The 25158-nt window shown below is 43.8% G+C and carries 21 protein-coding genes and 1 riboswitch; of the genes, 5 read left to right on the forward strand and 16 right to left on the reverse strand.

Annotated elements, in window-relative coordinates; translation table 11 throughout:
- Window positions 1–345: 345 nt before the first annotated feature.
- The 8 genes from RL70_RS05460 to RL70_RS05495 form a co-directional block, all read right to left on the reverse strand.
- Window positions 346–1587 (reverse strand): amidohydrolase family protein, encoded by a 1242-nt coding sequence (locus tag RL70_RS05460; protein WP_039042415.1) that lies wholly within the window; start codon window positions 1585–1587, stop codon window positions 346–348.
- 15 nt (window positions 1588–1602) lie between these two features.
- Window positions 1603–2775, reverse strand: coding sequence for a hypothetical protein (locus tag RL70_RS05465; RefSeq protein ID WP_039042416.1), 1173 nt, complete (start codon window positions 2773–2775; stop codon window positions 1603–1605).
- 399 nt (window positions 2776–3174) lie between these two features.
- Entirely contained in the window at window positions 3175–4353 is a 1179-nt protein-coding gene (locus RL70_RS05470) for a hypothetical protein (RefSeq protein WP_039042417.1), read from the reverse strand.
- 27 nt (window positions 4354–4380) lie between these two features.
- Entirely contained in the window at window positions 4381–4977 is a 597-nt protein-coding gene (locus RL70_RS05475) for a DedA family protein (protein WP_039042418.1), read from the reverse strand.
- Window positions 4967–5701: a polysaccharide deacetylase family protein gene (locus RL70_RS05480; RefSeq protein WP_082003325.1), complete on the reverse strand. Its 735-nt coding sequence runs from the start codon at window positions 5699–5701 to the stop codon at window positions 4967–4969. Before RL70_RS05480 ends, RL70_RS05475 begins: the two co-directional genes overlap by 11 nt.
- A gap of 326 nt (window positions 5702–6027) precedes the next feature.
- Window positions 6028–7791: an adenine deaminase gene (locus RL70_RS05485; RefSeq protein WP_039042419.1), complete on the reverse strand. Its 1764-nt coding sequence runs from the start codon at window positions 7789–7791 to the stop codon at window positions 6028–6030.
- Window positions 7792–7813: 22 nt separating this feature from the next.
- On the reverse strand, window positions 7814–9130 hold the full coding sequence (locus tag RL70_RS05490; protein WP_039042420.1) for an NCS2 family permease: 1317 nt from the start codon (window positions 9128–9130) through the stop codon (window positions 7814–7816).
- A gap of 205 nt (window positions 9131–9335) precedes the next feature.
- Window positions 9336–9439: riboswitch (purine riboswitch) on the reverse strand.
- Between the two features lie 223 nt (window positions 9440–9662).
- Window positions 9663–10541: a LysR family transcriptional regulator gene (locus RL70_RS05495; protein ID WP_039042421.1), complete on the reverse strand. Its 879-nt coding sequence runs from the start codon at window positions 10539–10541 to the stop codon at window positions 9663–9665.
- A gap of 130 nt (window positions 10542–10671) precedes the next feature.
- On the opposite strand from RL70_RS05495, the gene hutG reads away from it, so the two are divergent.
- The 3 genes from hutG (at window position 10672) to RL70_RS05510 (ending at window position 14064) form a co-directional block, all read left to right on the forward strand.
- Window positions 10672–11637, forward strand: coding sequence for a formimidoylglutamase (gene hutG, locus RL70_RS05500; RefSeq protein WP_039042422.1), 966 nt, complete (start codon window positions 10672–10674; stop codon window positions 11635–11637).
- Window positions 11627–12835, forward strand: coding sequence for a sodium/glutamate symporter (gltS, locus tag RL70_RS05505; protein ID WP_039042423.1), 1209 nt, complete (start codon window positions 11627–11629; stop codon window positions 12833–12835). The genes hutG and gltS overlap by 11 nt, the downstream gene beginning before the upstream one ends.
- 122 nt (window positions 12836–12957) lie before the next feature.
- Window positions 12958–14064, forward strand: coding sequence for a Xaa-Pro peptidase family protein (locus tag RL70_RS05510; protein WP_039042424.1), 1107 nt, complete (start codon window positions 12958–12960; stop codon window positions 14062–14064).
- A 676-nt stretch (window positions 14065–14740) separates the two neighbouring features.
- Here RL70_RS05510 and RL70_RS17770 read toward each other — a convergent pair.
- From RL70_RS17770 to RL70_RS05530, 5 genes are all read right to left on the reverse strand, one after another.
- Complete coding sequence (locus RL70_RS17770) at window positions 14741–14887, reverse strand: hypothetical protein (RefSeq protein WP_156137909.1); 147 nt, start codon at window positions 14885–14887, stop codon at window positions 14741–14743.
- Window positions 14888–14994: 107 nt separating this feature from the next.
- Window positions 14995–16365 (reverse strand): ABC transporter substrate-binding protein, encoded by a 1371-nt coding sequence (locus tag RL70_RS05515; protein WP_039042425.1) that lies wholly within the window; start codon window positions 16363–16365, stop codon window positions 14995–14997.
- Between the two features lie 224 nt (window positions 16366–16589).
- Window positions 16590–17378 carry a carbohydrate ABC transporter permease gene (locus RL70_RS05520; protein ID WP_369795198.1) on the reverse strand — a complete coding sequence of 263 codons (789 nt, stop codon included), beginning with the start codon at window positions 17376–17378 and terminating at the stop codon, window positions 16590–16592.
- Window positions 17379–17404: 26 nt separating this feature from the next.
- On the reverse strand, window positions 17405–18307 hold the full coding sequence (locus RL70_RS05525) for a carbohydrate ABC transporter permease (protein WP_039042427.1): 903 nt from the start codon (window positions 18305–18307) through the stop codon (window positions 17405–17407).
- The gene (locus RL70_RS05530; protein WP_039042428.1) at window positions 18304–19437 is read right to left on the reverse strand and encodes an ABC transporter ATP-binding protein; all 1134 of its coding nucleotides are present in this window, start codon (window positions 19435–19437) and stop codon (window positions 18304–18306) included. The genes RL70_RS05525 and RL70_RS05530 overlap by 4 nt, the downstream gene beginning before the upstream one ends.
- Before the next feature lie 155 nt (window positions 19438–19592).
- Here RL70_RS05530 and RL70_RS05535 point away from each other — a divergent pair, with 155 nt between their 5' ends.
- A complete protein-coding gene (locus RL70_RS05535; RefSeq protein WP_039042429.1) occupies window positions 19593–20459 on the forward strand; it encodes a glycerophosphodiester phosphodiesterase family protein in 867 nt (288 codons plus the stop codon).
- Window positions 20460–20708: 249 nt separating this feature from the next.
- Entirely contained in the window at window positions 20709–22268 is a 1560-nt protein-coding gene (locus tag RL70_RS05540; RefSeq protein WP_197054078.1) for a bifunctional diguanylate cyclase/phosphodiesterase, read from the forward strand.
- On the opposite strand, the gene RL70_RS18355 is transcribed toward RL70_RS05540, so the two are convergent.
- From RL70_RS18355 to RL70_RS05550, 3 genes are all read right to left on the reverse strand, one after another.
- Complete coding sequence (locus tag RL70_RS18355; RefSeq protein ID WP_369795199.1) at window positions 22190–22621, reverse strand: hypothetical protein; 432 nt, start codon at window positions 22619–22621, stop codon at window positions 22190–22192. The genes RL70_RS05540 and RL70_RS18355 overlap by 79 nt on opposite strands.
- Before the next feature lie 79 nt (window positions 22622–22700).
- A complete protein-coding gene (locus RL70_RS05545) occupies window positions 22701–23963 on the reverse strand; it encodes an MFS transporter (RefSeq protein WP_039042430.1) in 1263 nt (420 codons plus the stop codon).
- Window positions 23964–24181: 218 nt separating this feature from the next.
- Complete coding sequence (locus RL70_RS05550; protein ID WP_039042431.1) at window positions 24182–25114, reverse strand: carbohydrate kinase family protein; 933 nt, start codon at window positions 25112–25114, stop codon at window positions 24182–24184.
- Window positions 25115–25158 lie beyond the last annotated feature (44 nt).

Below are 25158 nucleotides of genomic sequence, written 5' to 3' on the forward strand. Positions count from 1 at the left end.
GGTTGATAAAGACTGTCCAGATTGTCAGTAGAAACTGATCCATGTGACAACCTATTCTTTTGACAACACAATTCATCTAGATGAATTGTGTTGAAGGGAATTTCAAAACTATAGATTAAGAAGTCACGTTGATTGAAGCAAAAGGTGGCGTCTCCGGAGGGAATACTATTGGAAACAACCTAAGTTTGCGGCTTCCTGCCACAACGGTTGCATGACCTACGTCCTGTAGGCGCGCGTCCACCTGAAACGTAAATCAATACCCTTTCATTTCTGATTCATGAAATGCTAAAAAGGCTATCCTGAAGAGTCATTGACCTCCTGGGATAGCCTTTTCACATATAGAAATTAACGAATATCTTTTTCTATCTTACCGTCTTTAATAACAACTTGAATCGTATCATGATTCGCCAACGACTTAATATCTTCTAATGGATTGCCTTTAACAATGACAATATCTGCGAGCTTGCCAGTTTCAATCGTGCCGACGTTCTCTTCCCAACCAAGACATTCCGCTGCAGTTTTCGTAGATGCTACAATTGCATCCATCGGCGTCATCCCTGCGTTACACATGAGTTCAAGTTCACGCAAGTTCGTACCGTGTTTGAATACACCAGCGTCAGTCCCCATCGCGATTTTCACTCCGGCTTTGTACGCTTTCGTGAAGCTCTCGACGTGATGATCAATAACTTCTTTCGACTTTTGCACCGCACTTGCAGGCATTCCGGTTGCATCCGCCGTTTCAAGTACTGCAACAGGAGCTAGCAATGTTGGCACCAGATACGTTCCATTTTCGATCATAAGGTCAATGGCTTCATCGTCAATGAAAATCCCATGCTCAATCGAGTGAATCCCTGCACGTACTGCGTTCTTGATTCCTTCTGCCCCTTGTGCATGGGCCATGACGCGGATGTTTTTGCGAAACTTCCCTTCTTCCACAATAACTTTCAGCTCTTCCAATGAAAATTGAGTGAATTCAGGATGATCCGTCGCACTCAACACTCCGCCTGTCGCATGGACTTTAATGACTTCAGCTCCTGCACGAAGCATTTCACGCGTTTTCTTACGTACCTCTTCAACACCATCACACATCCCGTTCGGCATGCCCGGATATTCTGAAGCGAGCAAGTCCACTGTATTCCCAGAAACCGTATACCCATCTCCGTGACCACCTGTTGTCGTCAATGCGTTAATACTCAATTGCATTCGCGGCCCTGAAATCAAACCATCTTCCACTGCCTTTTTCACTCCAAGATCCGTACCAAGTGCATCGCGAACGGATGTAACGCCCGCATGCAATGTAGTTTTCAAGTACTCTGCCGCTTGGTAATACATGAACGAAAATGGTGTAGCGAGACGCTCTGCGACTGGTGAGTACTCCATCATCATATGCACATGCGTGTCGATGAATCCTGGAACGATTGCACCACCTTGCGCATCAATTTTGGTCTCATTCCCAGTTGGTGTATATCCTGCTTCGTCCCCAACGTAGTCAATTCGATTTCCGGAAACGACAACAATTTTACCTTTTGTTGGTTCTGCACCTGTTCCATCAATAAGTAGTCCATTATTAATAATTGTTTGTGTCATGAAAAACCCTCCATTTTATAATGTTTTGATCAAAATTCCCGCAATGACTACGGATGCAACAGTTACCGTCGTAAACCCACCGATAACCATTGGAGCTAGCAATTCATTGAAAATCACTTTTTCTTCTTTCTCGTCACGTGCACAACTCCGACTCACTTCTTCACAGAGGATGTAGTCTCCAGGGAACCCGAACAACGCTGTAAGAGCGACAGGCATTCCTTTGTAAGGATGCCATTTGACAAGTTTTGCGGTGAGATATCCACCAATTGAAATCCCGATACTTCCTATTGCAAGGATAGTAATAATAGCTGGTAAGTTCTCAATCACCTGACCTGGTGTAACGCCTGCCATAGAACCGATGACGACAAAGATGATTCCAATCATTGTAATCGTGAATGAATTCGCACGTTCCAATTCGCTCGATTCAAATACACCTAATCTCAAGCCAATAATACCAATCAATAAGCACCAAAGTGTGTAGTGGATAGGTGTCACCGTACCAAGCGCTACTCCGATTCCTGCGCCAGCAAAAACGAAGAATAATTTAAGAACAGCACTCGTGCGTAGAGGGCTTTTCTTCTTCTGGACAACTTCTGCCTCTTCTTCCTCCAAAGAATCACCCGTCATTGAAACAAATGAACCGTCGTCAATTTGACCTTGTATGACTCCTGCATATTTCTTCATGAAATGCATTGCAAGCGGCATTCCGACAACACCTTGAAACGCAACGACTAACGCAGGAATGATGACAATTGACGTCAATCCGAGTTCTTTCAATTTCTCTGAAGTTACAAGAAGGGCAATGATACCACCACTGACTGGCCCCACCCCTGCAACCGCTGTAGGATAATCAAAAATTAATGGAACGATGAGTAAAATTAAGATTCCTGAGACAAGTACACCGCCAAGGGCAATAATGACCGCCTTGTACTGCGACTTCACAAGTGAAAATGGAATCATCGTTCCCATATGTACAATCGCCGGTCCGATTAAAATAGCACCGAGTGCAGCGAATTGGGAGACTTCTAAAATATCTTTCGGGAATATTCCAGTCCAAGAAAGAACTAAGAAACCGACCATCGCTGTCAGAAGCATCGGAATCCGTGCTCTTGAAATAATCGAGAGCCATTCGCCGAGCGCAATTAATGAGAGTACTAGTACAGTAGCTATGAGTGGATTCGAAAGCATTCGGCTCATCCCCTTTTGTGATTTATCTAGTATTTCGCAATTCTTAAGATGCGAGATATTCAATATATCACCGATATTTTTATATGTAAATAGTTTTTTCGACACCTTTCGACTTTTCTGTGTATTTATTATTTTTGTAACCGCTTACTTCGTTGTCTTCATCATATTTGCCAAACGACATTTTTTTAAAGTTAAAATACATATCTTTTCATTTTTCCGATATTTCAGCTTGCTAATTGTCTCTTCCCTTTAGTTCTGGTACTCAAAAAAGGGAATTCTCATCCACCTCTATGCTTCAAATCAACTACCAAGAACAACAAAAAAGCCTGCAATGCTTTGTGCAGGCTAAAAATCGATGTATTATGAGTTCGAATCCGTAACTTGTTGGAGCACTTGTTTTCACGTCACCGATACCGATCGACGCTTTAAGGATGGCGCTTTACCTTGGACTTTTTCACCTATCGGAGCAAGCAACTCTTCGATGATACTGACGAACTGTTCGTCAGTTTGAATAGCCAATTCGTCTGAATATGCATCCATCGCAAATTTCCAACATTCCATTCGTTTTTTGTCTGACAACGTTTCACGCAGCTGATCAACTAGCGGAGTACCAGGCTTGAGCTGTGTGACCAATCCTTTTGGAATCAGCGTTTCTAAGTTCATTTCTTCCTGACCAGGTAATGCGGAGTGGATAAACATCGGGATTTTTTTGCGGAGCGCTTCGCTGACTGTGACCCCACCCGGTTTTGTGACAAGGGCGTCTGCAGCTTCGTAGAGATCATTCATCTCTTCTCTGGAAGTTACGTACGATAACGGTTGGATATGCGAGAGGTTCCAAGATTCGATTTTCCGATATAATCTCTCATTATGGCCGCATAGCACAACAAATTGAAAATCATCCACTTGCTCCAGTTCTTCAAGCATTTGGGATGGACATCCCAATCCACTGTTTCCACCTGCTAGAAGAATCACAGGTTTGAGGTGAGGTATTTGCAAGGACGTTTTGCTGTCAGGGCGCCTGATTTCCCGGTGAACTGGAATTCCCGTGACAATCAGCTGTCCAGGTACGTTGGGATCCTTCGATAACTGCTCCTTCGATTCCAAAGTAGGCAGGAAATGTGCATCGATTCCACGATGCCCCCAGTAGTCATGGACGAAAAAGTCTGTATAGACATTCACGACCGGTACGTCGCATTGGCCGGATATTTTCAATTTACTGAGCATGCAAGAGGGCAGACTGTGTGTACAGAAAATGAGGTCTGGCTGCTCCTCTTTCAACATTTTTTTCAATTTATGCAAAAACAGCGGTTGATGCCAAATATACTGTTCGTCCAGCGGCTCTTGGCTGAAATAGAGTTTTTTATATGTCTTGCTATACAGACGAGGTGCACGTTTAATCCATTGCAGATAGCCTGTTGTAATGACTCTTTCTAGCAATTTATTTGTTTCTGACAATAAGTCGATTTTCTTCACTTCAGCGTCAGGATAGCGTTGCTGAACTAAATCCATCAGTGCTTCCGCTGCCTGATGATGTCCTGATTGCATTTGTAAATGGGGGAAAAACAAGATTTTCTTCATCTTTTGCACCTCCAATGTACACGTTTTTCAGTTTTTCACTATTTTCTTCGACTTGACATTTTTAAAGAGAAACCAGCCGATCATCACCACTAAGAAAAACACACCTACGAGGGAAGCGTAACTTGGATTGACATGGAACGAACGGCCGAGTACATATCCTGCAATCAGAAAAGGCATCACCCAAAGAATTGTTCCAAAGACAGCCAGCCCGATGAACTGATAGAAAGGCATTGCTGTCAATCCTGCAAAGTATGGACTGATCTGCCGAATGCCCGGCATGTAAAACCCAAACAAAACTGTGCGTTTACGTCTCCGTTTAAACGATTGCTCCGCTTTCTCCCAGCGTTCTTTCGTTAGGCCGATAAATTTCCCGACTTTGTGCAACAGTGGATATCCAATGAATCGACCTCCTGCGTAAGCGGTCAACATGCCAGTCAATGCGCCTAATATCGCAGCGATTAAAGAAGGAAACAGTTGGAGTTGATGTTGTGCAATTAAAACACCGATCAAAAAGATCAACGATTCTTCAGGTGAAGGAATTCCCACAATCCCAAAGAACAAGAGAATGAAAATGACGATGCTCCCATACTGAAGTAGATAGTCTGTCAGCGCATCAATGGACATGAATATGCTCCTGTCCATTCTTCATCAGCTCCTCCGGTGAGATGAATCGGGTTCCTTTTTCATTGGCTTCCTGAATATAAGATTCCAACACGTGAAGCATGTGTGCAGGGGCTTCGTCATCCGCTCCTGGGTTGCTTCCATCATCATGCAGCACCACAATCGATCCATCCGCTGGGATGGCACGCAATCTATCAGACAGTTCTTCATCGCATGTTCGAATCTTCCAATCTCCTACAATGTGAGTCCACATGATCGTGAAGAATTGGCGTGAGACAGGCAAGGTCGCTAGATTGAAACGTCCCCAAGGAGGACGATAAAAAGTAGGTTCGCTCCCCGTGATCTCTTTAATCACTTTGGCTGTACGCTTTATTTGCTGATGGGTTTGTTTAGGAGTGAGTCGCCAAGTTGAAACGTGTTCGTAATGGTGGATGCCGATAGAGTGTCCTTCTGCACACATTCTTTTTATGATTTCTGGATAATTTTCGGCATGCTTCCCTACAACGAAAAATACAGCTTTGATATTATAGTGTGCTAACAAATCGAGCAATTTCGGTGTATAAAGCGGATTTGGACCATCGTCGAATGTAAGTGCGATTCCTGTACCGTTACGCACCTTTTTCTGTATTCCAATACTCGTTATACGTATAAGTAGCGTTGCTGCATATGTGTACAAACTATAAATCAGTATTGGAACTGCAAAGAAGGTCAGTATCCCCTTCCTCATCGATCCCCCTCCTCTCGCTTCTCTTGTATACTATGTTTTACCCATTCTTTTGGAAGATGAACATCCTTAGTATGACAAATCTTTCTTTTGAAATAACTAGGGAATTCATGAAGACTTTCTTAAGATTACAAGTAATGCATGAAGCTTCTATTTAGTTATATGGAAAAACCGTGCATGGCGTTCATGCACGGTTTCTTTTAATTTTCCTATTGGTGTATTGGCGGTTTTCGTTCTTCGATTGTTCCGCTGGAGTCGTAGTCTTCCACTTCAATCAACGGAGCTTCTAGATAATTAGCTTCTATGTTACTAATAGGACAACCTCATAATTATTCTGCAAACAAAGGAATCATCTGTTGTGTGTGAACATCGACCAATCCGATATCTGTGATACGGATTTCTGGGATAACTGTAAGTGTCAGTGATGAGAGGGCCATGGACGGCGATCTTCTGCCGACTTGAACGCCCATTGAGCGTGCAACTTCGTTGAACTTTTCAACTTTCGGACCGAGCTGTTCGATAGGTTCAGCTGCCATCAGTCCTGCGATTGGTAGATCCACTTGTGCTTGCACGATTCCATCTTTGATCAAACACAATCCGCCACCTGTTGCTTCAAGTGCTTGTGATGCAGCGTACATATCAGTTGCGTTTGTACCGACGGATACAAGATTATGGCTATCGTGTGCGACAGTCGTTGCGTATGCGCCTTCACGAAGACCTGCATTTTTCAGAACACCAACGAATGGCTTACGATTCTGTCCATGACGCCCCGTAACTGACGCGAATAGATATCCTTCAGGTAACTCAGAAATCACACCATCTTTAACATCTAATTCCACTGTTCCGCGCGCTGTTGTCCCGATCTTCGTCATTTCCATTGTTGTCACAGTGACTTTCCCGTTTTCAATCGGTGCTTTGAGAACAAAATCAGAAGCATTTAGTTCTGGGAGCTTAACGGTATTCTTTGTCAATGGAGGAACCGCGCTTTCGATCGTTTCAAGAAGCTCGCCCGATTTCACAACCATCCTACCATCTGACCAAACGTCTTCCACTTTCATGGATTCGAGTGATTCTATTAATGAGAAGTCAGCGATGTAGCCCGGTGCAATGGCTCCACGATCATGTAATCCGAATCGTTGCGCCCCATGTAACGTGGCAAAACGTATAGCAAGTGGCGCTGGAATTCCTTCTTCGATACAACGACGAACGACACGGTTTAACTGACCATTATGCAACATATCATTTGGTTCCACATCGTCTGTACACATCGCGATATTTGATGCATATGGCAGCTGTTGCCATGCTTGTGCAGCGATATCTGCAAACTGGCTGACACTCGATTCACGAATGTAAATGAGCATCCCCGCACGCAATTTCTCTACGATTTCCTCGACTGTACGACTTTCATGATCGGAATTCACACCAGCCGCTAAATACGCCGCAAGATCACGTCCACCAGCACGTGGCAAGTGGCCTTCATTTAATACGCCTGCATCGAGTCCGGTTTGTACAATCCCGGCCATTCGATCATTCTGCTGGATAACCCCTATGTAATCCATGATTTCTGCGATTCCGACAACATCGGGTAATTTCAGCAACTCCGCCACTTCAGCTGGTCCAAATTCAGCACCCGCTGTTTCCACGCCTGGTACAGCAGGAACACATGAAGGAATCGTCGTCAAGATTTGAACTGGAAGTCCTCGACTCGCTTCCACCATATACTGAACACCTTCAGCCCCGAGTACATTTCCGATCTCATGCGGGTCGATCACAGCAACAGTCGTCCCCCGTTGTATCAATGCCCGGGCAAACATATCTGGTGTCACCATCGTGCTCTCGATATGGACGTGGCAGTCAATCAATCCCGGAATCGCGTACTTTCCACGACCATCGATGACTACCTCCCCTTCAAGTTTGAAGTCTGGTTGTCCATTTTCGTATCGGGCAATCGCGCTGAATCGATTTTCTTTAATTCCGATATCGGCCTGATAGATTTCAGCCGTAAATACGTTGACGAGTTGAACCCCTTCGATTACCGTATCCATCCGGACATCTCCACGTGCAGCAGCTGTAATTTGTTTGCGGGTATACATAAAATCTATCTCCTATCTATAGTTAGTCTGCAATTGTAATGAAATATAAAACGAGCGGTACAACGAGCACATAAAGCCCAGGGTGAATCTCTTTATGACGACCAGAAAGTGCCTTAACAATGACGTAAATGATGATCCCTGCTGCGATTCCGTTACCAAAGTTAAATGTGAAAATCGTAATGACAATCGTCATGAACGCTGGAAGTGATTCCGTCACGTCTTCAAAGTTAATGTTACGTACAGCAGATAGCATCGTCAATCCTACTAATATCAATGCAGGCGCAGTTGCCTCGGTCGGAATAATCATAATCAGGGGTGTGATGAAAATCGTTAGCAAAAATAAGAGTCCAGTCGTGACCGCGGTTAGTCCCGTTCGACCACCAGCTTCCACACCTGCCGCAGATTCTACATACGTCGTCATCACGGGAACGGAAAATAGCGATCCAAGTGCAGTCCCGCCTGCATCCACGAGAAAAGGCTTATCGATATTCGGCAAGTCCCCATTTTTGTCCAACATATTCCCTTTACTACCGACACCTAACATCGTACCAAGGCTTGAGAAAAAGTCAGGAATGAAAAACGCCAGTAAGAACGGGAAATACTCCAACTTCAAAGCATCCATAATATCCAGTTTGAATGCAACTGGTGCAATACTTTCAGGTAATGAAAATACTGATGTCGGTAGCTTAGTAATGCCCATCGGAATTCCGATGATTGTGACCAAAACGATTCCAATCAGTAAGTGTCCACGTACTTTACGAGCAAGCAACACTGCCATGATGAAAAATCCGACGAGTGCGAGAATTGCATTTGGGGAACTCAAATCCCCTAGTTGAAGGGAGTTCGATTTTTCACTTGCTACTACTAACCCGGCACTACGGAATCCGATCAAGGCGATGAACAACCCAACACCTGCGCCTATAGAGAGTTTGATAGCTGGCGGCATGAGCCGTACAATCAGTTTTCTAAGTCCCAAAACAGTAAACAGAACAAACAGAATCCCAGAGATGAACACCATCCCCATCCCGGTTTGCCATGGAATTCCTTCTGACAGGACAAGTGTCACCGATAGAAAAGCAACGGAACCGAGACCCGGTGCGAGCGCAAACGGACGGTTACTATAAAGTCCCATAATGATTGTGACGATACCAGTCATCAAAATGACCGCTACTGTTGCAGGGCCTTTCGGCAATCCCGCGTTATCCAACATGCCTGGTACGACAATCAGAACATACAGCATCGTCATGAAAACCGTTAACCCCGCTGCCATTTCTGTTTGAGGCGTCGTGCCGAATTCCTTCAGCTTAAATAGTTTCTCTGTTATCCCTTTTGCATTCATCTGCAAACCTCCTAATTATCGTTCAGACTTAGTTGTCTGAACGTAATAACTCTTGTGTCTCTTGTATCTCTAGTCATTGCATACGCATGCAATAAAAAAGTCCGGCATGCAACAAGTAGTTGCAAACCGGACCTACGAAAGTCAAAGGGTGTGTGCAGACTTCACGATTTCTTCATGCTAAAGAACACAAAGAACCACAATGCTTGCACACTATTCTTCAACTCGTAGTCCGGTTCTTTCAATGGGAACCTGGTAGAGACGCTCAGACCGTATTACTGAGCATATACGAGATTATATTCACTTTTATCACTTCGTCAGTATACATAGATTGTTATTCAATCACAAGCATTTTTATGAACAATAATTATTTATAATCACCAATCGTTCGTCTTTAAGGCTTTTTCTTTCCATAATAATAGTGTTAGTGACACTTTTTACCCAGTTCCAAAACATTTATATCCAGATTCCATTTTCGTTGAAAACTAAAAAAGCAACCTTTCAACTCGGAAGGTTACTCTTTTTCCAGATTGGATTATACATTCGCTAGCATTCTTTGCAATAATGCTTCAATTGCAGGTGGACGATAGCGGTTTTTCACATAAGCTAAATACACTGTCCTTTCAAGACTCGGGCTATCGAGTTCTCGAATGGCCAAATTTTCCGGCACGACTTTCCCGAGGTAATTCCTAGGAATAATAGAAACTCCTATCCCTGCCTCCACTAATGTCAAAATGGTTTCGAAGCGATCCGCGTCGTAGCAACTATCCATGCTTACGCCCGCTTCTTTAAACGCTTCATTAATGTTCACGCGTGTTTGAAATCCTCTACTCGTGATGATAAACGGCTCATCTGCAAGATGTTTCAAGTCAACATTGTCTCGATTCGTTAGAGGGTGCGTTGCATTCAAGACGAGAACTAATTTTTCATTATACAAAGGCGCGGTTACAATATCAGGTTCATCGATAAACTCATTCGTCAAACAAATATGTACTGCATAATCACGTAATGCCTTCTCAATATCATTGCGTCCTAGGACTTCTTTGAGAACGACATGCATGTCAGGATATTCCTCCCTATACCACCCCAACACATTAGGGATCCAGTTCTTTACAGATTCAATCATGCCTAGTCTAACTTCTCCGCTACCTGCCACTTTCACTTCGTTCACTTCTTTTTCAAAAATATCCATTTCAGATAAGATGTGAAGGGCACGCTCGTAAAACACTCGACCCGATTCCGTCAAATCCACCCGCTTCGTTGTCCGTTCCAATAACTGAAAGCCAATTTGTTCTTCAAGCGTCCTGATCGCTTTACTGAGGGATGGTTGGGACAAATGTAGCTTAGCGGCAGCTCCTGAAAAACCACCTTCTTTAACGACAGCTACAAGGTAACGAAGCTGTTTGATGTCCATTGTCCTCATCTCCTTCTTTCGATCTATTATAACCTAAAAGCATAAGTAAATGAATTATAGATATTTGAAATAATAAATGACAGCTCGTATAATGAAGCGTATTGCACTTAACTTTGAAAGGGTGATCCCTATGATCAACGCAACGAATCCAGAAGTCTGGAGCGGCCGAATCGACGATGTTACCAAGCGTGCAGCATTTCGTCTTCATCAAGTGATGCAGCTGAACTCTCCGAAAGAAAGCGCTACCAGTCCTACTTGTGCACTGATCGGGTTTTCATCTGACGAAGGAGTTCGACGAAATAACGGCCGTACCGGAGCTGCTGCTGGCCCTGATTCACTTCGCCGTGAACTTGCAAAACTTCCTTGGCGACAACCAGAATCACATCAAATTGTTGACTTAGGAACCGTTTTTTGCAAAGATGGTAAACTAGAAGACGCGCAACGTGAACTCGGTCAAACTGTCCGCCAGTGCTTAACTGATAACAGAAAGCCTGTCGTTCTTGGGGGCGGCCATGAAACCGCTTTCGGACATTATTTAGGTGTAAGAACATTTGTAGGACCTGATGCAAAAGTTGGTGTTATTAACATTGATGCCCATTTCGATTTGCGCAGTTATGACAAACAAACTTCTTCAGGGACAATGTTTAAACAAATGCTCGACACCGATGATGCCACCTCATATTTCGTCTTAGGTATACAAGAATTCGGTAATACACAATTATTATTTGACGAAGCGGAACGTCTTGGCGTTCACTATATAACAGAACGTCAATTAGAAGAGACGCCTGTTGAACACATCTATACTCAGCTCCATCAATTTATCGCTACTCAAGATTACATTATGCTTACACTTTGTTCGGATGTATTGGACGCTGCTGTAGCACCCGGCGTCAGTGCGCCTTCGCCATTCGGACTTTCTCCGAAGCAAGTACGAGAACTCATTCGTATTGTTGCGTCTGCACAGAAAACGCTTTCATTTGACATCTCAGAAATCAATCCTTCCCTCGATGAGAACGGCCGTACGGTTAAACTCGGTGCTTACTTAACGAATGAAGCGATTGTCTCACTGCTTGGAGGTACACAGAATGACGATTGAATTGAATCAGGTAACAACGCTATTCCTCGCAATGGCACTGTTTTTACTCGGCACGACCCTCGTCCGTAATACCAAGATTTTGCAGAAATTTTGTATTCCTGCACCCGTTGTAGGAGGCTTGCTATTCGCCATTCTTGCAACAATTTTAAAAGCAACAGGACTTGTGAGCTTCACTCTCGATACATCGCTTCAAAACTTATTCATGCTCACCTTCTTCGCAACCGTGGGACTTGGCGCAAGCTTTGCACTCATTAAACTTGGTGGTAAATTACTCCTCATCTATTGGGCCGCGTGCGCATTCCTTGCAATCATGCAAAATGTGATTGGTGTGTCCATGTCATACTTGTTCGACATTCATCCTCTAATCGGGATGATGGCAGGAGCTGTTTCCATGGAGGGCGGACATGGTGGTGCTACAGCTTACGGAACGACTGTGGAAGCGATGGGCATCGACTCCGCGTTTTCTATAGGAATTGCAGCTGCAACATTCGGATTGGTTGCAGGTGGATTGGTCGGAGGACCGCTCGTTAAATATTTGATCAAAAAACACGACTTAAAGTCGACTGAAGTAGAAGAATCTTACGAATTTGTTGCTGAAGCACATGACCCGGCCATCAATGTCGACAACTTCACGATGCAAGCGTTCCTCATCGTCGCTTCTATGGCTGGTGGTTCATTGTTAGGTGATGTGTTTACGAAAGTAACAAGTACCTTTATGGAAAACGCCATCGTCTTACCTAATTATGTCGGTGCAATGTTTGTCGCTGTCGTAATTCGTAACGTTGTCGATCGCATTAACGGCAATATCGTGCACATGCGCAGCATCACTCTCATCGGGGATGTCGCTCTAGGTATATTCTTATCCATGGCACTTATGAGCATTAAGCTTTGGGAAGTTGCAGGTCTAGCACTTCCACTACTCGTAATCGTCTTTGTACAAGTTCTATTCCTCGTATTATTTGCGATTTTTGTTCTGTTCCGCATCCTTGGCAAAAACTACGATGCCGCTGTAATGTGTGCAGGATTTGCAGGACATGGACTTGGTGCTACACCAAATGCGATGGCGAATATGGCCGCTGTAACCGCACGTTACGGCCCATCTCGAACAGCGTATTTAATCGTACCAATTGTTGGTGCGTTCCTGATTGACGTCGTATCGATGCCAATCATTATTACGACAATGAATATCTTTAGTTAACATTCGAAACCGGCTCATGGTAGCCGGTTTTTTTTTGTGGATTCACTATGCAAATCCCTGTTGTTCTTCTATTAACTACGTCATAATAAAGCTATATACTGCATATCCAGGAGGAATTCATCATGACTGACATGTACGAAAAACGGCGTCAAGCGCTACGCACTCATCTTCAAGACCAATCACTTACTGCGGTGCTCGTAACGGATCCCGCCAACGTATTCTATTTCACAGGATTCAACTCAGACCCACACGAGCGATTTTTAGGCCTCTTCATAGAAGCATCTAAAGGGAAAACGATTCTCTTCACTCCTGCACTCGACAAGGATGCAGCTGCAGAAAGCTCCGATATCGGAACAATTGTCTCAATTTCCGATGAACAACTTCCATTCGATGTCATTCGTTCTACTGTCGGTGATCTTTCAGGAAACGTCGGCATTGAAGCGAAAGCGTTTAGCTTTTTCCGTTATAACGAATTTAGTACTGCATTCCCTGCAGCCAAAGTGGTGGACGTTCAGGCTTTCATCAACAAGCTGCGTAAACGTAAAACACGTGAAGAAATCGCCGCATTGAAGAAACCGATTGAAATTATCGAGCGTGTTCTTGAAGAAGGCATCAAGCTCGTAAAAGTCGGCATGACTGAATCCGAACTGACAGCTGAACTTGAGTACTTAATGCGCAAATTCGGAGCGGACGGTCCCTCTTTCTCATCAATTGTCCTATCCGGTGAAAAAGCGGCGTTGCCACACGGCGAACCTGGCGAGCGCAAACTGCAAGTCGGTGATTATTTGCTGATTGACTTCGGAGTAGCAAAAGACGGCTATATGTCGGATACGACACGTACATTCATTATCGGAGAGGCATCCGATCGCCAACGACTCATTTACGATACAGTACTTGCATCGAACCAGGCAGGAATCCATGCCGTCCAAGCAGGAAATCCATTGAAAACGTTCGATATCGCTGCACGCAACGTCATTCAAGAAGCTGGTTTCGGTGAGTATTTCAACAATCGAGTTGGCCATGGTCTCGGTATTGAAGTGCACGAAGAACCTTCCATTCATATGAACAACGAAGAAATCGCAGAGCCCGGACTCGTGTTCACAATCGAGCCCGGCATCTACATCCCAGGTGAAGGCGGCGTCCGCATCGAAGATACTGTCTATATCAACGAAGACGGCGAAGTGGAAGTACTCTCTACCTTCCCACGCGAGTTGAGAGTTTTAGGCTAATAGAAAATTTGAATCGTCGTTTGCATCATGCCATATCCATGATGCAAGCGGTTTTTTTGTGCAAACTTCTGCATTTTATAGCGAGATAGCCCTTCCCTAAACGTGCGGAGCGCTACCAATTAATCCCTTCAAGCACTTGAATTGTGTCTCGTTATCGAGAAACTCTGCTAAGTGTCGGAGAAATCAGTTGGGGGGATGGGGAAAGTCTCCCAGTGTAAGAGGAATCGATTGGAGTGTCGGGCAATCCCCGAAAAATGTCGGATAGCGCAGAATGCACGGCTCACAGCGAACTAGCCCTTTCCCAAATGCGCGGAGAGCTTCCAATTAATCCTTTAAGGCACTTGAATTGTGTCTCGTTATCGAGAAACTCTGCTAAGTGTCGGAGAAATCAGTTGGGGGGATGGAGAAAGTCTCCCAGTGTCCGTGAAATCAATCGGAGTGTCGGGCAATCCCCGAGAAATGTCGGAGAACGCAGAATGCACGGCTCGCAGCGAGATAGCCTTTCCCAAAACGCGCGGAGCGCTACCAATTAATCCCTTAACGATGTTGAATTGTGTCTCGTTGCCGATTAATTTTCCCTTATTGCCGATTCACGACACCTTAGTTCCGATTCCTAACGGCAAACTGTCGATAACAGCCTCCATGTTGCCGATTCCCTCTCACAGTGAACTAGCCGTCACCAAACATTCCTAAAAAACGCGATAACTCCACGAAATAGCCATTGAATCGGCGCAAACACTATATCAGGCACGACAAAAAACAAATCTGACAAGCAGCCGCTCTCTTCTTTCTTCTTGTTACGCTTAGCTTTTCTTCCATTCACACACCGCCACCTCTTCCACACTCAATTCCCAGTATCTTCTACATATCCTCCCTTAATCCTTTCCAGCACATGAAAAAACGCCCCACTGTAGTGGAGCGCCTTCCCTCTTATTTTTTCGTTTTATTTGCAACTTCAATCGCACGATTCGTTCCTTCAGCCGCTTGTTCCAATGCTTCAGCCGGATCTTTTCCTTGATACATATCTTCAAGTGCCGTCACAATTTGTTGACGTGACTCCGGGAACACGGAAATGAGCGCACCTTGGGTTGCATAGCCTGGTACCGTATCTTGTAACTGGTCCACAGTCACTTTATATTGAGGGAACTCAGCCCATTTCTCTTTCACACTTTCTTCTTCATATGCTTTCGGGTTAATCGCAAAGTAGCCAGTATCCAAATGCCACTTTGCCTGAACTTCAGGTGTCGTTAAGTATTGCATGAATTCCCAAGCAGCTTCTTGCTCCTCTTCAGCAATTCCTTTTGACATCCAAAGTGATGCCCCGCCGATTACAACGCCATTGCGCTTCACTTCGTCCGCATGCGGGATATATGCAACACCGACTTCAAATGGCGCAGTGTCGATTGCTCCAGCAACACCTGCGGATGAATCCAAATACATTGCTACTTTTTCTGACGCAAATGCTGCACGGATATCATCCCAATTTGTTCCGAAATTACCGAACGTTTTCGCTTTGTTCATTGTATCGAGTGTGCGGAACACGAGGCGTCCTTCGTCACTATTAAACGCAGCTTCTGTTGCATCACCTGTGCGCCCATTGTTTTCATTCACATAGTCGCCACCTTGTGTTGCGAGTAATTGCTCGAAGAACCAGCCATACGTCAGCATGGAGAACCCGTACATCTCCCCTTTTGTTAACTTTTCAGCGGAATTGATGACCTCTGCGAATGTTTCAGGAGCTTTTTCAGGATCGAGTCCAGCTTCTTTGAATGCATCTTTGTTATAAATCATAACTGGCGTGGAAGAGTTAAAAGGCATAGAGTACAACTCGTCATCCACTTTGTAGTAGTTCAAGATGTTTTGCTCGAGCTCGTCAGCGTTAAAATCATTTTTATCGATAAACTTCTGGATTGGCTCAATATAGCCGCTGTCGATCATATACTTTGTACCGATTTCAAAAACTTGTGTGATCGCTGGAGCGTCTTTCGTTCCGCCGACACTACGTAGTTTGGTCAGCGACTCTTCATACGTCCCCTGGAATTCAGCTTTCACTTCGTATTTATCTTGAGACTCGTTGAAGTTCGCAACGATTTCATCCAACGACGTTTGCCCGGTTCCGGACATGGCGTGCCAAAACTCGATTGACACTTTGTCGTCTTCTGTCTTCGTAGCTTCACCTTTCGTGCCTTCTTCCTTAGTCCCTTCATCGTTCGTGCTGGAGTCACTATTCGTACACGCTGCAAGGACTGCCAGACTGAGTACCGTTAAAAATAATAGCATGAGCTTCACAGTTTTTCTCATCTTCCTCTACACCCCATCTCTCAAAGTTTTCATTCTATTATTATATGGGCTAATGAACGGTGTTGATTTACGCTTCAGACGGACGCTTTCCGCGGGCTCGATCTCAGCCTCCTCGGCGCTACGCTTCTGCGGGGTCTTCGATCTTCGCTGATTCCGCAGGAGTCGCCGTCTTCAGCTCCAATCAACGGAGAATATTTGAAGTTAAAAATTCATTTATACACCAATCACTTCAAAGCCCCCTGCGACAAGCCTTTCTGAAGTTGCTTTTGTCCGATGAACAACAGCAACAACGTTGGAATGATGACGACGATGACACCAGCCATGACCACCCCCCAATCGGTTGACATCTCTTGAGACTGCAACTGTTTTAATCCGATTTGGACTGTCCTCACCGAACTATTCGTCGTGATCAGCAATGGCCACAAGTACATATTCCATGTCGTGAGGAATCCATATGCCCCAAGTGTGACAAGGCTTGTTTTGGAAACCGGCAATATCACTTTCCAAAAGAACGCAAAGCGACTGAGTCCAGCAATTTGGGAAGCTTCCTGCAACTCTTTCGGAATCGTTTTGAAATGTTGGCGCAACAAGAACGTTCCAAATGCGAGTGCGAAAAATGGCAACGACATTCCTTGATACGTATTCAGCCAGTCAATCTTTTGAATCGTAAAGAAGTTCGGAATCATCGTCGCTTCCCACGGAATCATCATCGTGGAGATGAATAAGAAGAACACGAATTCTCTTCCTTTAAATGGAATGAAAACAAATGCATAGGCGGCCAAACTGCAAACTGCGAGCTGCCCAATCATGACAGTTAGTGAAACAATGAAACTATTCAACAAGTATTTAAGTAACGGAAGCCTATCAAAAACCTTCGCATAGTTATCGAAATTAAAGGCTTCTGGAAAAAATCGACCTTGCAGAATTTCCGGTCCACTCATAAACGAAATCATAAAAGCATACAACACAGGGAAGAACACTAGAAAAGATGTGACAGTCAATAGAAAGTAAATCCAAACTTTCTTAAGCGTCGAGTCTCTCACTGATAATGCACCTTCCTTTCGAGAAGCTTAAATTGAAGGAGGGTGACCACCAGAATGATGACGAAAAGAATAACCGCCTGCGCACTTGCCGTTCCAAATTGATAATTGATGAATGCTTCCCGATAAATCGAGTACACAATTAAATTTGTTGATTGAGAAGGTCCTCCTTTGGTCAAAATATCAATCTGGCCAAAAGTTTGAAATGCATTAATCAGCGAAATGGTGATGATGAAAAATAACGTAGGTGATAGCATAGGAATTGTAATACGCCGGAGTCTGTAAAAATACCCAGCCCCATCAATGCGGGAGCTCTCGTACAGATGCTCGTCAATGTTCTGTAATCCACCGAGAAGAATCAGAAACGAGAACCCTGTATTCATCCAAATCGTTGAAATCGCAATCGATATAAGCGCCCATTCTGGATCCAGTAACCACTGGATCTGCGGAAGATCGAGAACAAGCAATATCCGATTGAAAACACCGACACTCGGATGAAACAAAAACAACCAAATGACTGAGGATGCAGCAACGGATATTCCCATTGTTGACGAATACATCGTCCTAAAAAAGCCAATTCCTTTTAGCTTTTCATTTGCAAGTAATGCAAAAAATAATGCGAGAATAATTCCTACAGGTACCGTATACAGGACAAATAACCCAGTTGCCTTCATACTATTCAAAAAAGCAGGAGATGTGAGTAAGTAGCTGTAGTTTTCAAACCCCACATTGACCGCTGCATTCCCATTTTGATCGGTCAGAAAAAAACTTAAGTAAATCGTCCGAATCATAGGATAAAAGAGAAATACCGCAAATAAAATGATAGACGGCAATAGATATAAAAATCCAACACGTAAGTTTGCAGAACGTTTCCAAACACCAGGAGCACGAACCGTCGTCATATGATCACCTCTTTCGCAATCGAGAGGTGCTCAAGACCCTCTGGTTTACGAATCAGCTCTCCTGTCTCTTCATCAAATACACAGAAGTATTCAGAACCTAACAGAATCGGAACCTGATCACCAATCGCAATATCCCATTGACCACTCCATTTCGCCATCCATTCACGCTGTCCGACTTGGAATGAAAATACGGTTTCGTTGCCAAGGATTTCGACATTCGTCACCTCTACCTGAATCCGATTTCCACTCTCAGTCCCAGTCACAATTGGCTTTATATGCTCTGGACGTATCCCTGCAAGCAACGATCTCGCGGAACTCGCAGCGACCTGTTCCTCATTCATCGGAACATGGATTGTATCTTCAATGAAAATACCAGACTTAGTCGGTACCGCCCTGGCAGGACTAATATTCATAGGCGGTGAACCGATAAATGTCGCCACGAACGGATTCGCAGGGTAATTATAAATATCGATTGGCTTTCCGACTTGCTGGATCTTCCCTTCGTGAAGGATCATAATCCGATCACCCATTGTCATTGCTTCCACTTGGTCGTGGGTTACGTATATCATCGTAATACCAAGCTTACGCTGAATTCTACGGATCTCCGTCCTCATGTGAGCACGTAATTTCGCATCCAGGTTGGAAAGCGGCTCATCCATCAAACAGATCGGTGCTTCGCTTACAATCGCACGTGCGAGAGCAACTCGCTGTCTCTGGCCACCTGAAAGTTCACGCGGCTTACGTTTCAAAAAGTCGGATAATCCAAGCATTTCCGCAACTTCGTTTGCTCTTTCTGCTTGAACGGCTTTTTTCACCTTCTTCACATCGAGTCCAAACGTTATATTCTGTTGCACTGTCAGATGTGGATACAAAGCATAATTTTGAAACACCATCGAGAGATCACGCTTGTCCGGAGACAAATGATTTGCACGTTTCCCGCCGATTTCAATTATCCCACCTGTAATCTCTTCCAGTCCCGCTATCATCCGCAGCATCGTACTCTTGCCACACCCAGAAGGACCGACTAAGACAAAAAACTCTCCGGGTTCGATCGTTACGTCGATATTCGAAATCACATCGACTTGTTTGTCATAAGACTTTGACACGTCAATCAGTTCGACTTTCTTCATCCAATCCATCCTTTCGGGTAGTCAACTTCCTTTTGACCTGTCGCTCTTATCAAGGTCATGGTATCATTTCCAGTAACAAGTTTTCGTACTATTTACATAAGTTAACATCATCTTTACACGAGGTTTACATTTCAAAAGGATCGGAGGTCACTCTCTTGAAGCTACTAAAGGTTGGCACTATTCTCCTTCTCTTCCTTTCCGGCTGCTCTTCCACTTACCAACAACCTGTTTCTCTACCAGCAGAACCGTTTCTTGTAATTGCGCACCGCGGAGCCTCTGCCTATGCGCCTGCTCACACATTTCCTTCGTATGAGCTTGCGATTGAAATGGGTGCACATTATATTGAACTCGATCTCCATCGGACGAAAGACGGTAAACTCGTCGTCCTTCACAACGATTCAATTGAATTGAATGGCAGTGAATTGGAGATTGATGAGATCACCACCGATACGTTAAGCGCTTTCAAACCTGCAGATGAATTCAACCGACCGGATAATGAATTCGCATCTCATAAATTCTCCAGTCTTCGAGTGCCTTCTCTTGAGCAAGTACTGCGTGAATTCGGAGACCAAACCAATTACTACATTGAAATCAAGTCTCCCGATCGTTATCCGGGCATTGAACAGCAACTTTTTGAACAGTTGAACGGTCATCACCTGCTAGATCGAGATGATCCGCTTCCGAAAGTTATCATCCAATCTTTCAGCAGTGATAGCTTAAAAAAAGTACATGAATTGAGTCCCAACACTCCTCTGATTCAACTATATTCATTTAAGAAAAAAGCGGATTTGTCACCTGCAAGACTGAAACAAGTCTCGCGATACGCCTCTGGTATAGGAGTGAACGCAGAGGTCGTTACAGAACAGCTTGTAGAAACCGTGCATCAGTCCGGGTTAGCCATACACCCTTTCACTGTCAATAAATCAGAGCAAGCATCCACTCTCATTGCACTAGGAGTAAATGGTATTTTCACCGACAAACCGGATCTTATAATAAACCTTTTACATCAAAATCTTAAATAAAATTAAATTTTCAAAATAATTATAGCATACTGTATGCGAACATTCTCTACACTATCCAAAATTGTTAAATATATTGAAGTTAGCACTCTCATTAAATAGGTCTTATAACTTCAATACATATGCCATTAAACCTATTCAAACCGCCAAAACTTTGTCGATAAATGACGTATATCCTTCAGATGGTTTCTTTACCATTTACTTCTATTTATCACACATTACTTAGGATGGCGATCTACTATGGAGCTAGCAATGCAAAAATACAAATATAAGCGACTTTTTTTAATCCTCACTTTCGTAGTTCTTCTTCCTGTTATTGCCGAGGAATCGCTTATTCGGTTATATCACTTGGAGTTCGAAAACAAAATCTGGTATAACCTTTTGGGAACCGGAATTATGCTCCTCTTTTCCACACCGATTTTCATATACTTTTTCCGAAAAACGGATGAAACTGCTTTCATTCTACAAAACCAACTTGTAGCGAATAAAGAAATTCAGCAGAAACTGACGTTAACCAACATCGAATTGGACTACAATGCCAATCATGACTTTCTAACAGGTCTTCAAAATCGTTATAGATTATTTCGCGTACTCGACAAAATGACAGCAGAGCGCTCTGAGCTCGCTATCCTTTTTATAGATCTTGATCGTTTCAAGTCCATCAATGATACAATGGGACATTTATCAGGCGACAAGTTCATTAAACTGGTTAGTATGCGACTGAGGCAATCGATTCCAATGGGAGCTCAAGTTTTTCGCCACGGAGGCGATGAATTCGTTATTTTGTCTGAACTGCCAAACTCACGAGCGGTTGAAATTACCGAACATATACTGGATGCATTTAAAGAACCATTTGAAGTTAACAACACGTTACTTTATACATCTGCAAGTATCGGTATTAGCCATCTTCCCGAGCACGGTTCAGATTCCGTGACACTATTAAAAAATGCCGATCGGGCAATGTATCGCGCCAAAGAGCTAGGCGGAAACACATATAAAGTATTTTCCCAATCTGCCGAAAATGATGATCAGAAGCAACTGATGCTTGAAAATGATCTCCGGAATGCATTGGAAACCGATCAGTTACTCATCCATTATCAACCTGTCATCAATCTTACGACAGGACGTCTTAAAAGCTTTGAGGCACTTGTACGATGGAAGCACCCCGAATTAGGACTCGTGCCACCTGGAGAGTTCATACCCGTTGCGGAACGGTCAGGCTTGATCAACGATATTGGTACATGGGTATTGGAATCAGCATGCCGACAAGTGAAAGAGTGGCACAGTGCCAACGATAACTTAGGTCTTGCAGTGAACGTTTCCATTCGACAGTTCAGGGATCCAAAATTTCCTAGTTTCGTGAAGGACGTCCTGGAAATCACTCAATTCCCAGCTCATCTGCTTATCCTAGAAATTACAGAATCCATGATGTTGAATGATACAGAGTCGGTCCGGGTCATCGAGGAAATTCGTACGCTTGGCATAAAATTAGCAATTGACGACTTCGGAACCGGCTATTCGTCCTTGAGTAAGCTTGGATTTTTACCAATCGACTATTTGAAGATTGACCGGTCCTTTACGATGGAGATGCTGACCCATGCACCAATGCAGTCCATTGTACAGACGATTATCGATATGGGACGTAATCTTGATATGGAACTCATTGCTGAAGGAATTGAGGAAGTTGACCAATCGACACTTCTCGCACAGTGCGGATGTCAATTCGGTCAAGGCTACTTGTTCAGTAAGCCACTTCCCGCTGAAGAAATTGAGATTACGTATTGTCTTTCTACTTTAATGAAAGTGAAATGACTCTCCCTATTCCATTCTAGGGGCTGATACGATCGGTTCCTCGGGCAACCCGATCGGTTCCTTGGGCAACCCGATCGTTTCCTCGGGACAACCCGATCGTTTCTCTGGACAACCCGATCGTTTCCTTGGGCTACCCGATCGGTTCCTTGGACAACCCGATCGTTTCCTTGGGCTACCCGATCATTTCCTCGGACAACCCGATCGTTCCCTTGGGCAACCCGATCGTTTCCTCGGACAACCCGATCGTTTCTCCGGACAACCCAATCGTTTCCTCGGACAACCCGACCGTTTCCGCGGACAACCCGATCATTTCTGATAAAAAAGCTGCTATGACGTCTCTGTGCAGACGTCATAGCAGCTTTTTGATTTCTTGTAGATAGGTGCAAAAAATCCCCACATCTAAAAATTAGAAGTGGGGATAGATTGGATTGATCAGTTCCAATGACCTTGGTCGACAAGTTTCTTTTTACTTACGAAGGCAAAAAGAATTGCGAGGATGTTAATAACGAACATTACAGCGATAATCCAAAGAACGATTGTGTACGTACCTGTAAAATCAAATACATATCCGTATGCAGGCAACGCAATGATGGATGCCACTGCAAGACCTAATGATGCAGTTGCATAAATTTGGCTATAGTCTTTACTTCCAAAGAGCGTTGAAGCAAGCGTTGGTGCAAGTGTCCCAATGGATGCACTGGTAAAACCAAAAATTCCTGCAGCAATTGTAACAATCACTCCATTTTCAGCAAAGAATAAAAACATTGCAATCGCCACAATCCCTAGAATCATTGCAAGCAATGCCGTGTTTTTAGAGCCTAATTTATCACTTAGTACTCCAAGCGCGAGTGCTCCTACCAACACTCCTATCATAGAAACCCCCATCACTGTTCCTGAAAATCCAACAGAATAACCTTTGTTCCCAAGAAACGTCGGGATGTGAATGGAGAAACTCGCAATTGCCGTAATTAAGAAGAAAAATACGGCTAGTGAATAGAATGCGCCGGACTTGCGCGCAATTGCAAAAGAAATTCCTTTGTCAGTTGTGTCTTCAGCTGTTTCTCCACCGTTAGAAGTAACCGCTGCACCATAAGGCAACAAGCCTTTGTCTTTTGGTGATTTACGGATGAGTAGCAGAATAACCGGTATGACAATAATCATTACTGCGACACCGACAATAATATAAGTCTGGCTCCAGCCTTGACTCGCAATAAGATTTCCAACTACTGGTTGAGCAATCGCACCGATTGCACCTCCAGCAGCACCCATGATCCCCAGCGCCAGACCATTACTTTTCTTAAACCATTGATTGATTAAGACTGGTCCTGCAATAACAGTAATGAACACGCCACCCACTGCCAACGGAATCGAGAAGAGGTACCAACCCCATACCGCTTTCATGAAGCCGAATGCTGCAAATGCTCCAGCTTGCAAAATAATTGCACCAATAAGAAGTGCTTTAATATCGTACTTGGCCATCATCTTTCCGCCGATTGGCAAGAAGATTAATGTAACAATAGCTGAAATACTTAAGTACAACGTTAAGTTCCCAATTCCAACTCCTAAATCCTTGGCAACTGGGGTAATAAATAGACCAGCTGTATTATTGAGCGCTCCTTTTCCTAGCCCAACCATTAAACATAGCCCAACTAGAACCAACCAGGCGTAATGAATTTTACTTTTTGTCTTTTCCATATTAGTCCCACCTTATTCTTTTTTGTATTGCACGTAACTTAGATAATCCACGACATGTCCAACCGACATAGTATACCACTTTTCATCAGTATTTTGACGTCAAAATAAATAAAAAAACTTTTTCCAGAAGTCTGAAAAAAGTTTTAAGTTATTTTAATATAATTTATTTCCAAGTAAAAATCTATTTCTTATTGGCTTAAATATAAAAATTATTATTCTCAAATATCATTTTCAAGCTCATAATAATAAGGCATCGCGGACAATGCGCCTGTTTTCGTCACACATAGCGCTCCCATCTGATTTCCGAAACGAACCACTTCTTTCCACTCCGAGGAATTTACTGGGTATCCATGTAGATGAATTTGACGTAATACCCCAGCCATGAATGCATCGCCGGCTCCAGTTGTATCAACTGCCACCGCTTTGACGGAAGGAATATGAAACTGTTCGCCCTGTATAATGGCAATCGTGCCTAAGTCACCTCGCGTAATTAAGATTACAGGAATCCCATACGTTTCAATTTCGGACATCCCTTCTTCCAACGTCTCCGTATTCGTCATGAATGTCAGCTCTTCTTCCGTTAGTTTGACAAGATCTGCATCCGTCAAAAAAGAGGTCGTTGTTTCACGACAGATTTCTTCACTTTCCCATCGTAAAGGGCGAATATTTGCATCAAACGAGACTAGTGTATCCTTTTGTTTCGCAAGCAGAACTGCTCTTCGAGTCGTTTCTAGAGCTGTCGGATGAAACATAGTGCCTGAGCAAATGTGTAAAATCGAAGCTTGCTGAAATGATTCTTCCTTCAAATCTTGTGCAGTTACTTGAATATCCGGTGTTTCGTTTTGGTAATTTGAAAAAACGCGATCATGCTCTGGTGTTAGATGTACGTATACACCATTCACACGTTTGGCGGGTTCAAGGATAGCGGCTGTCAAGTCAACCCCTTCTTTCGCAAGCTCCATGCGTACAAATTCAGATGTTTCGTCGTCCCCAGTTACCGTGATGAAGGATACTGGTGCGCCTAGTCGAGCGATGCCAGCTGCAACATTGACTGTCGCTCCGCCTAAAAAAGTAGTAAATGATGAATTTCTTTCGTCTTCTGCAATGTAATCGACGAATACATCGCCATAGATCAGTACGTGTTTCTTCATTATGTATGGTGTACTCCATTTCCGAGTTTTTATACAGTTTATCA

The organism is Sporosarcina sp. ZBG7A (genome assembly GCF_000813425.1).
GTDB lineage: Bacteria > Bacillota > Bacilli > Bacillales_A > Planococcaceae > Sporosarcina.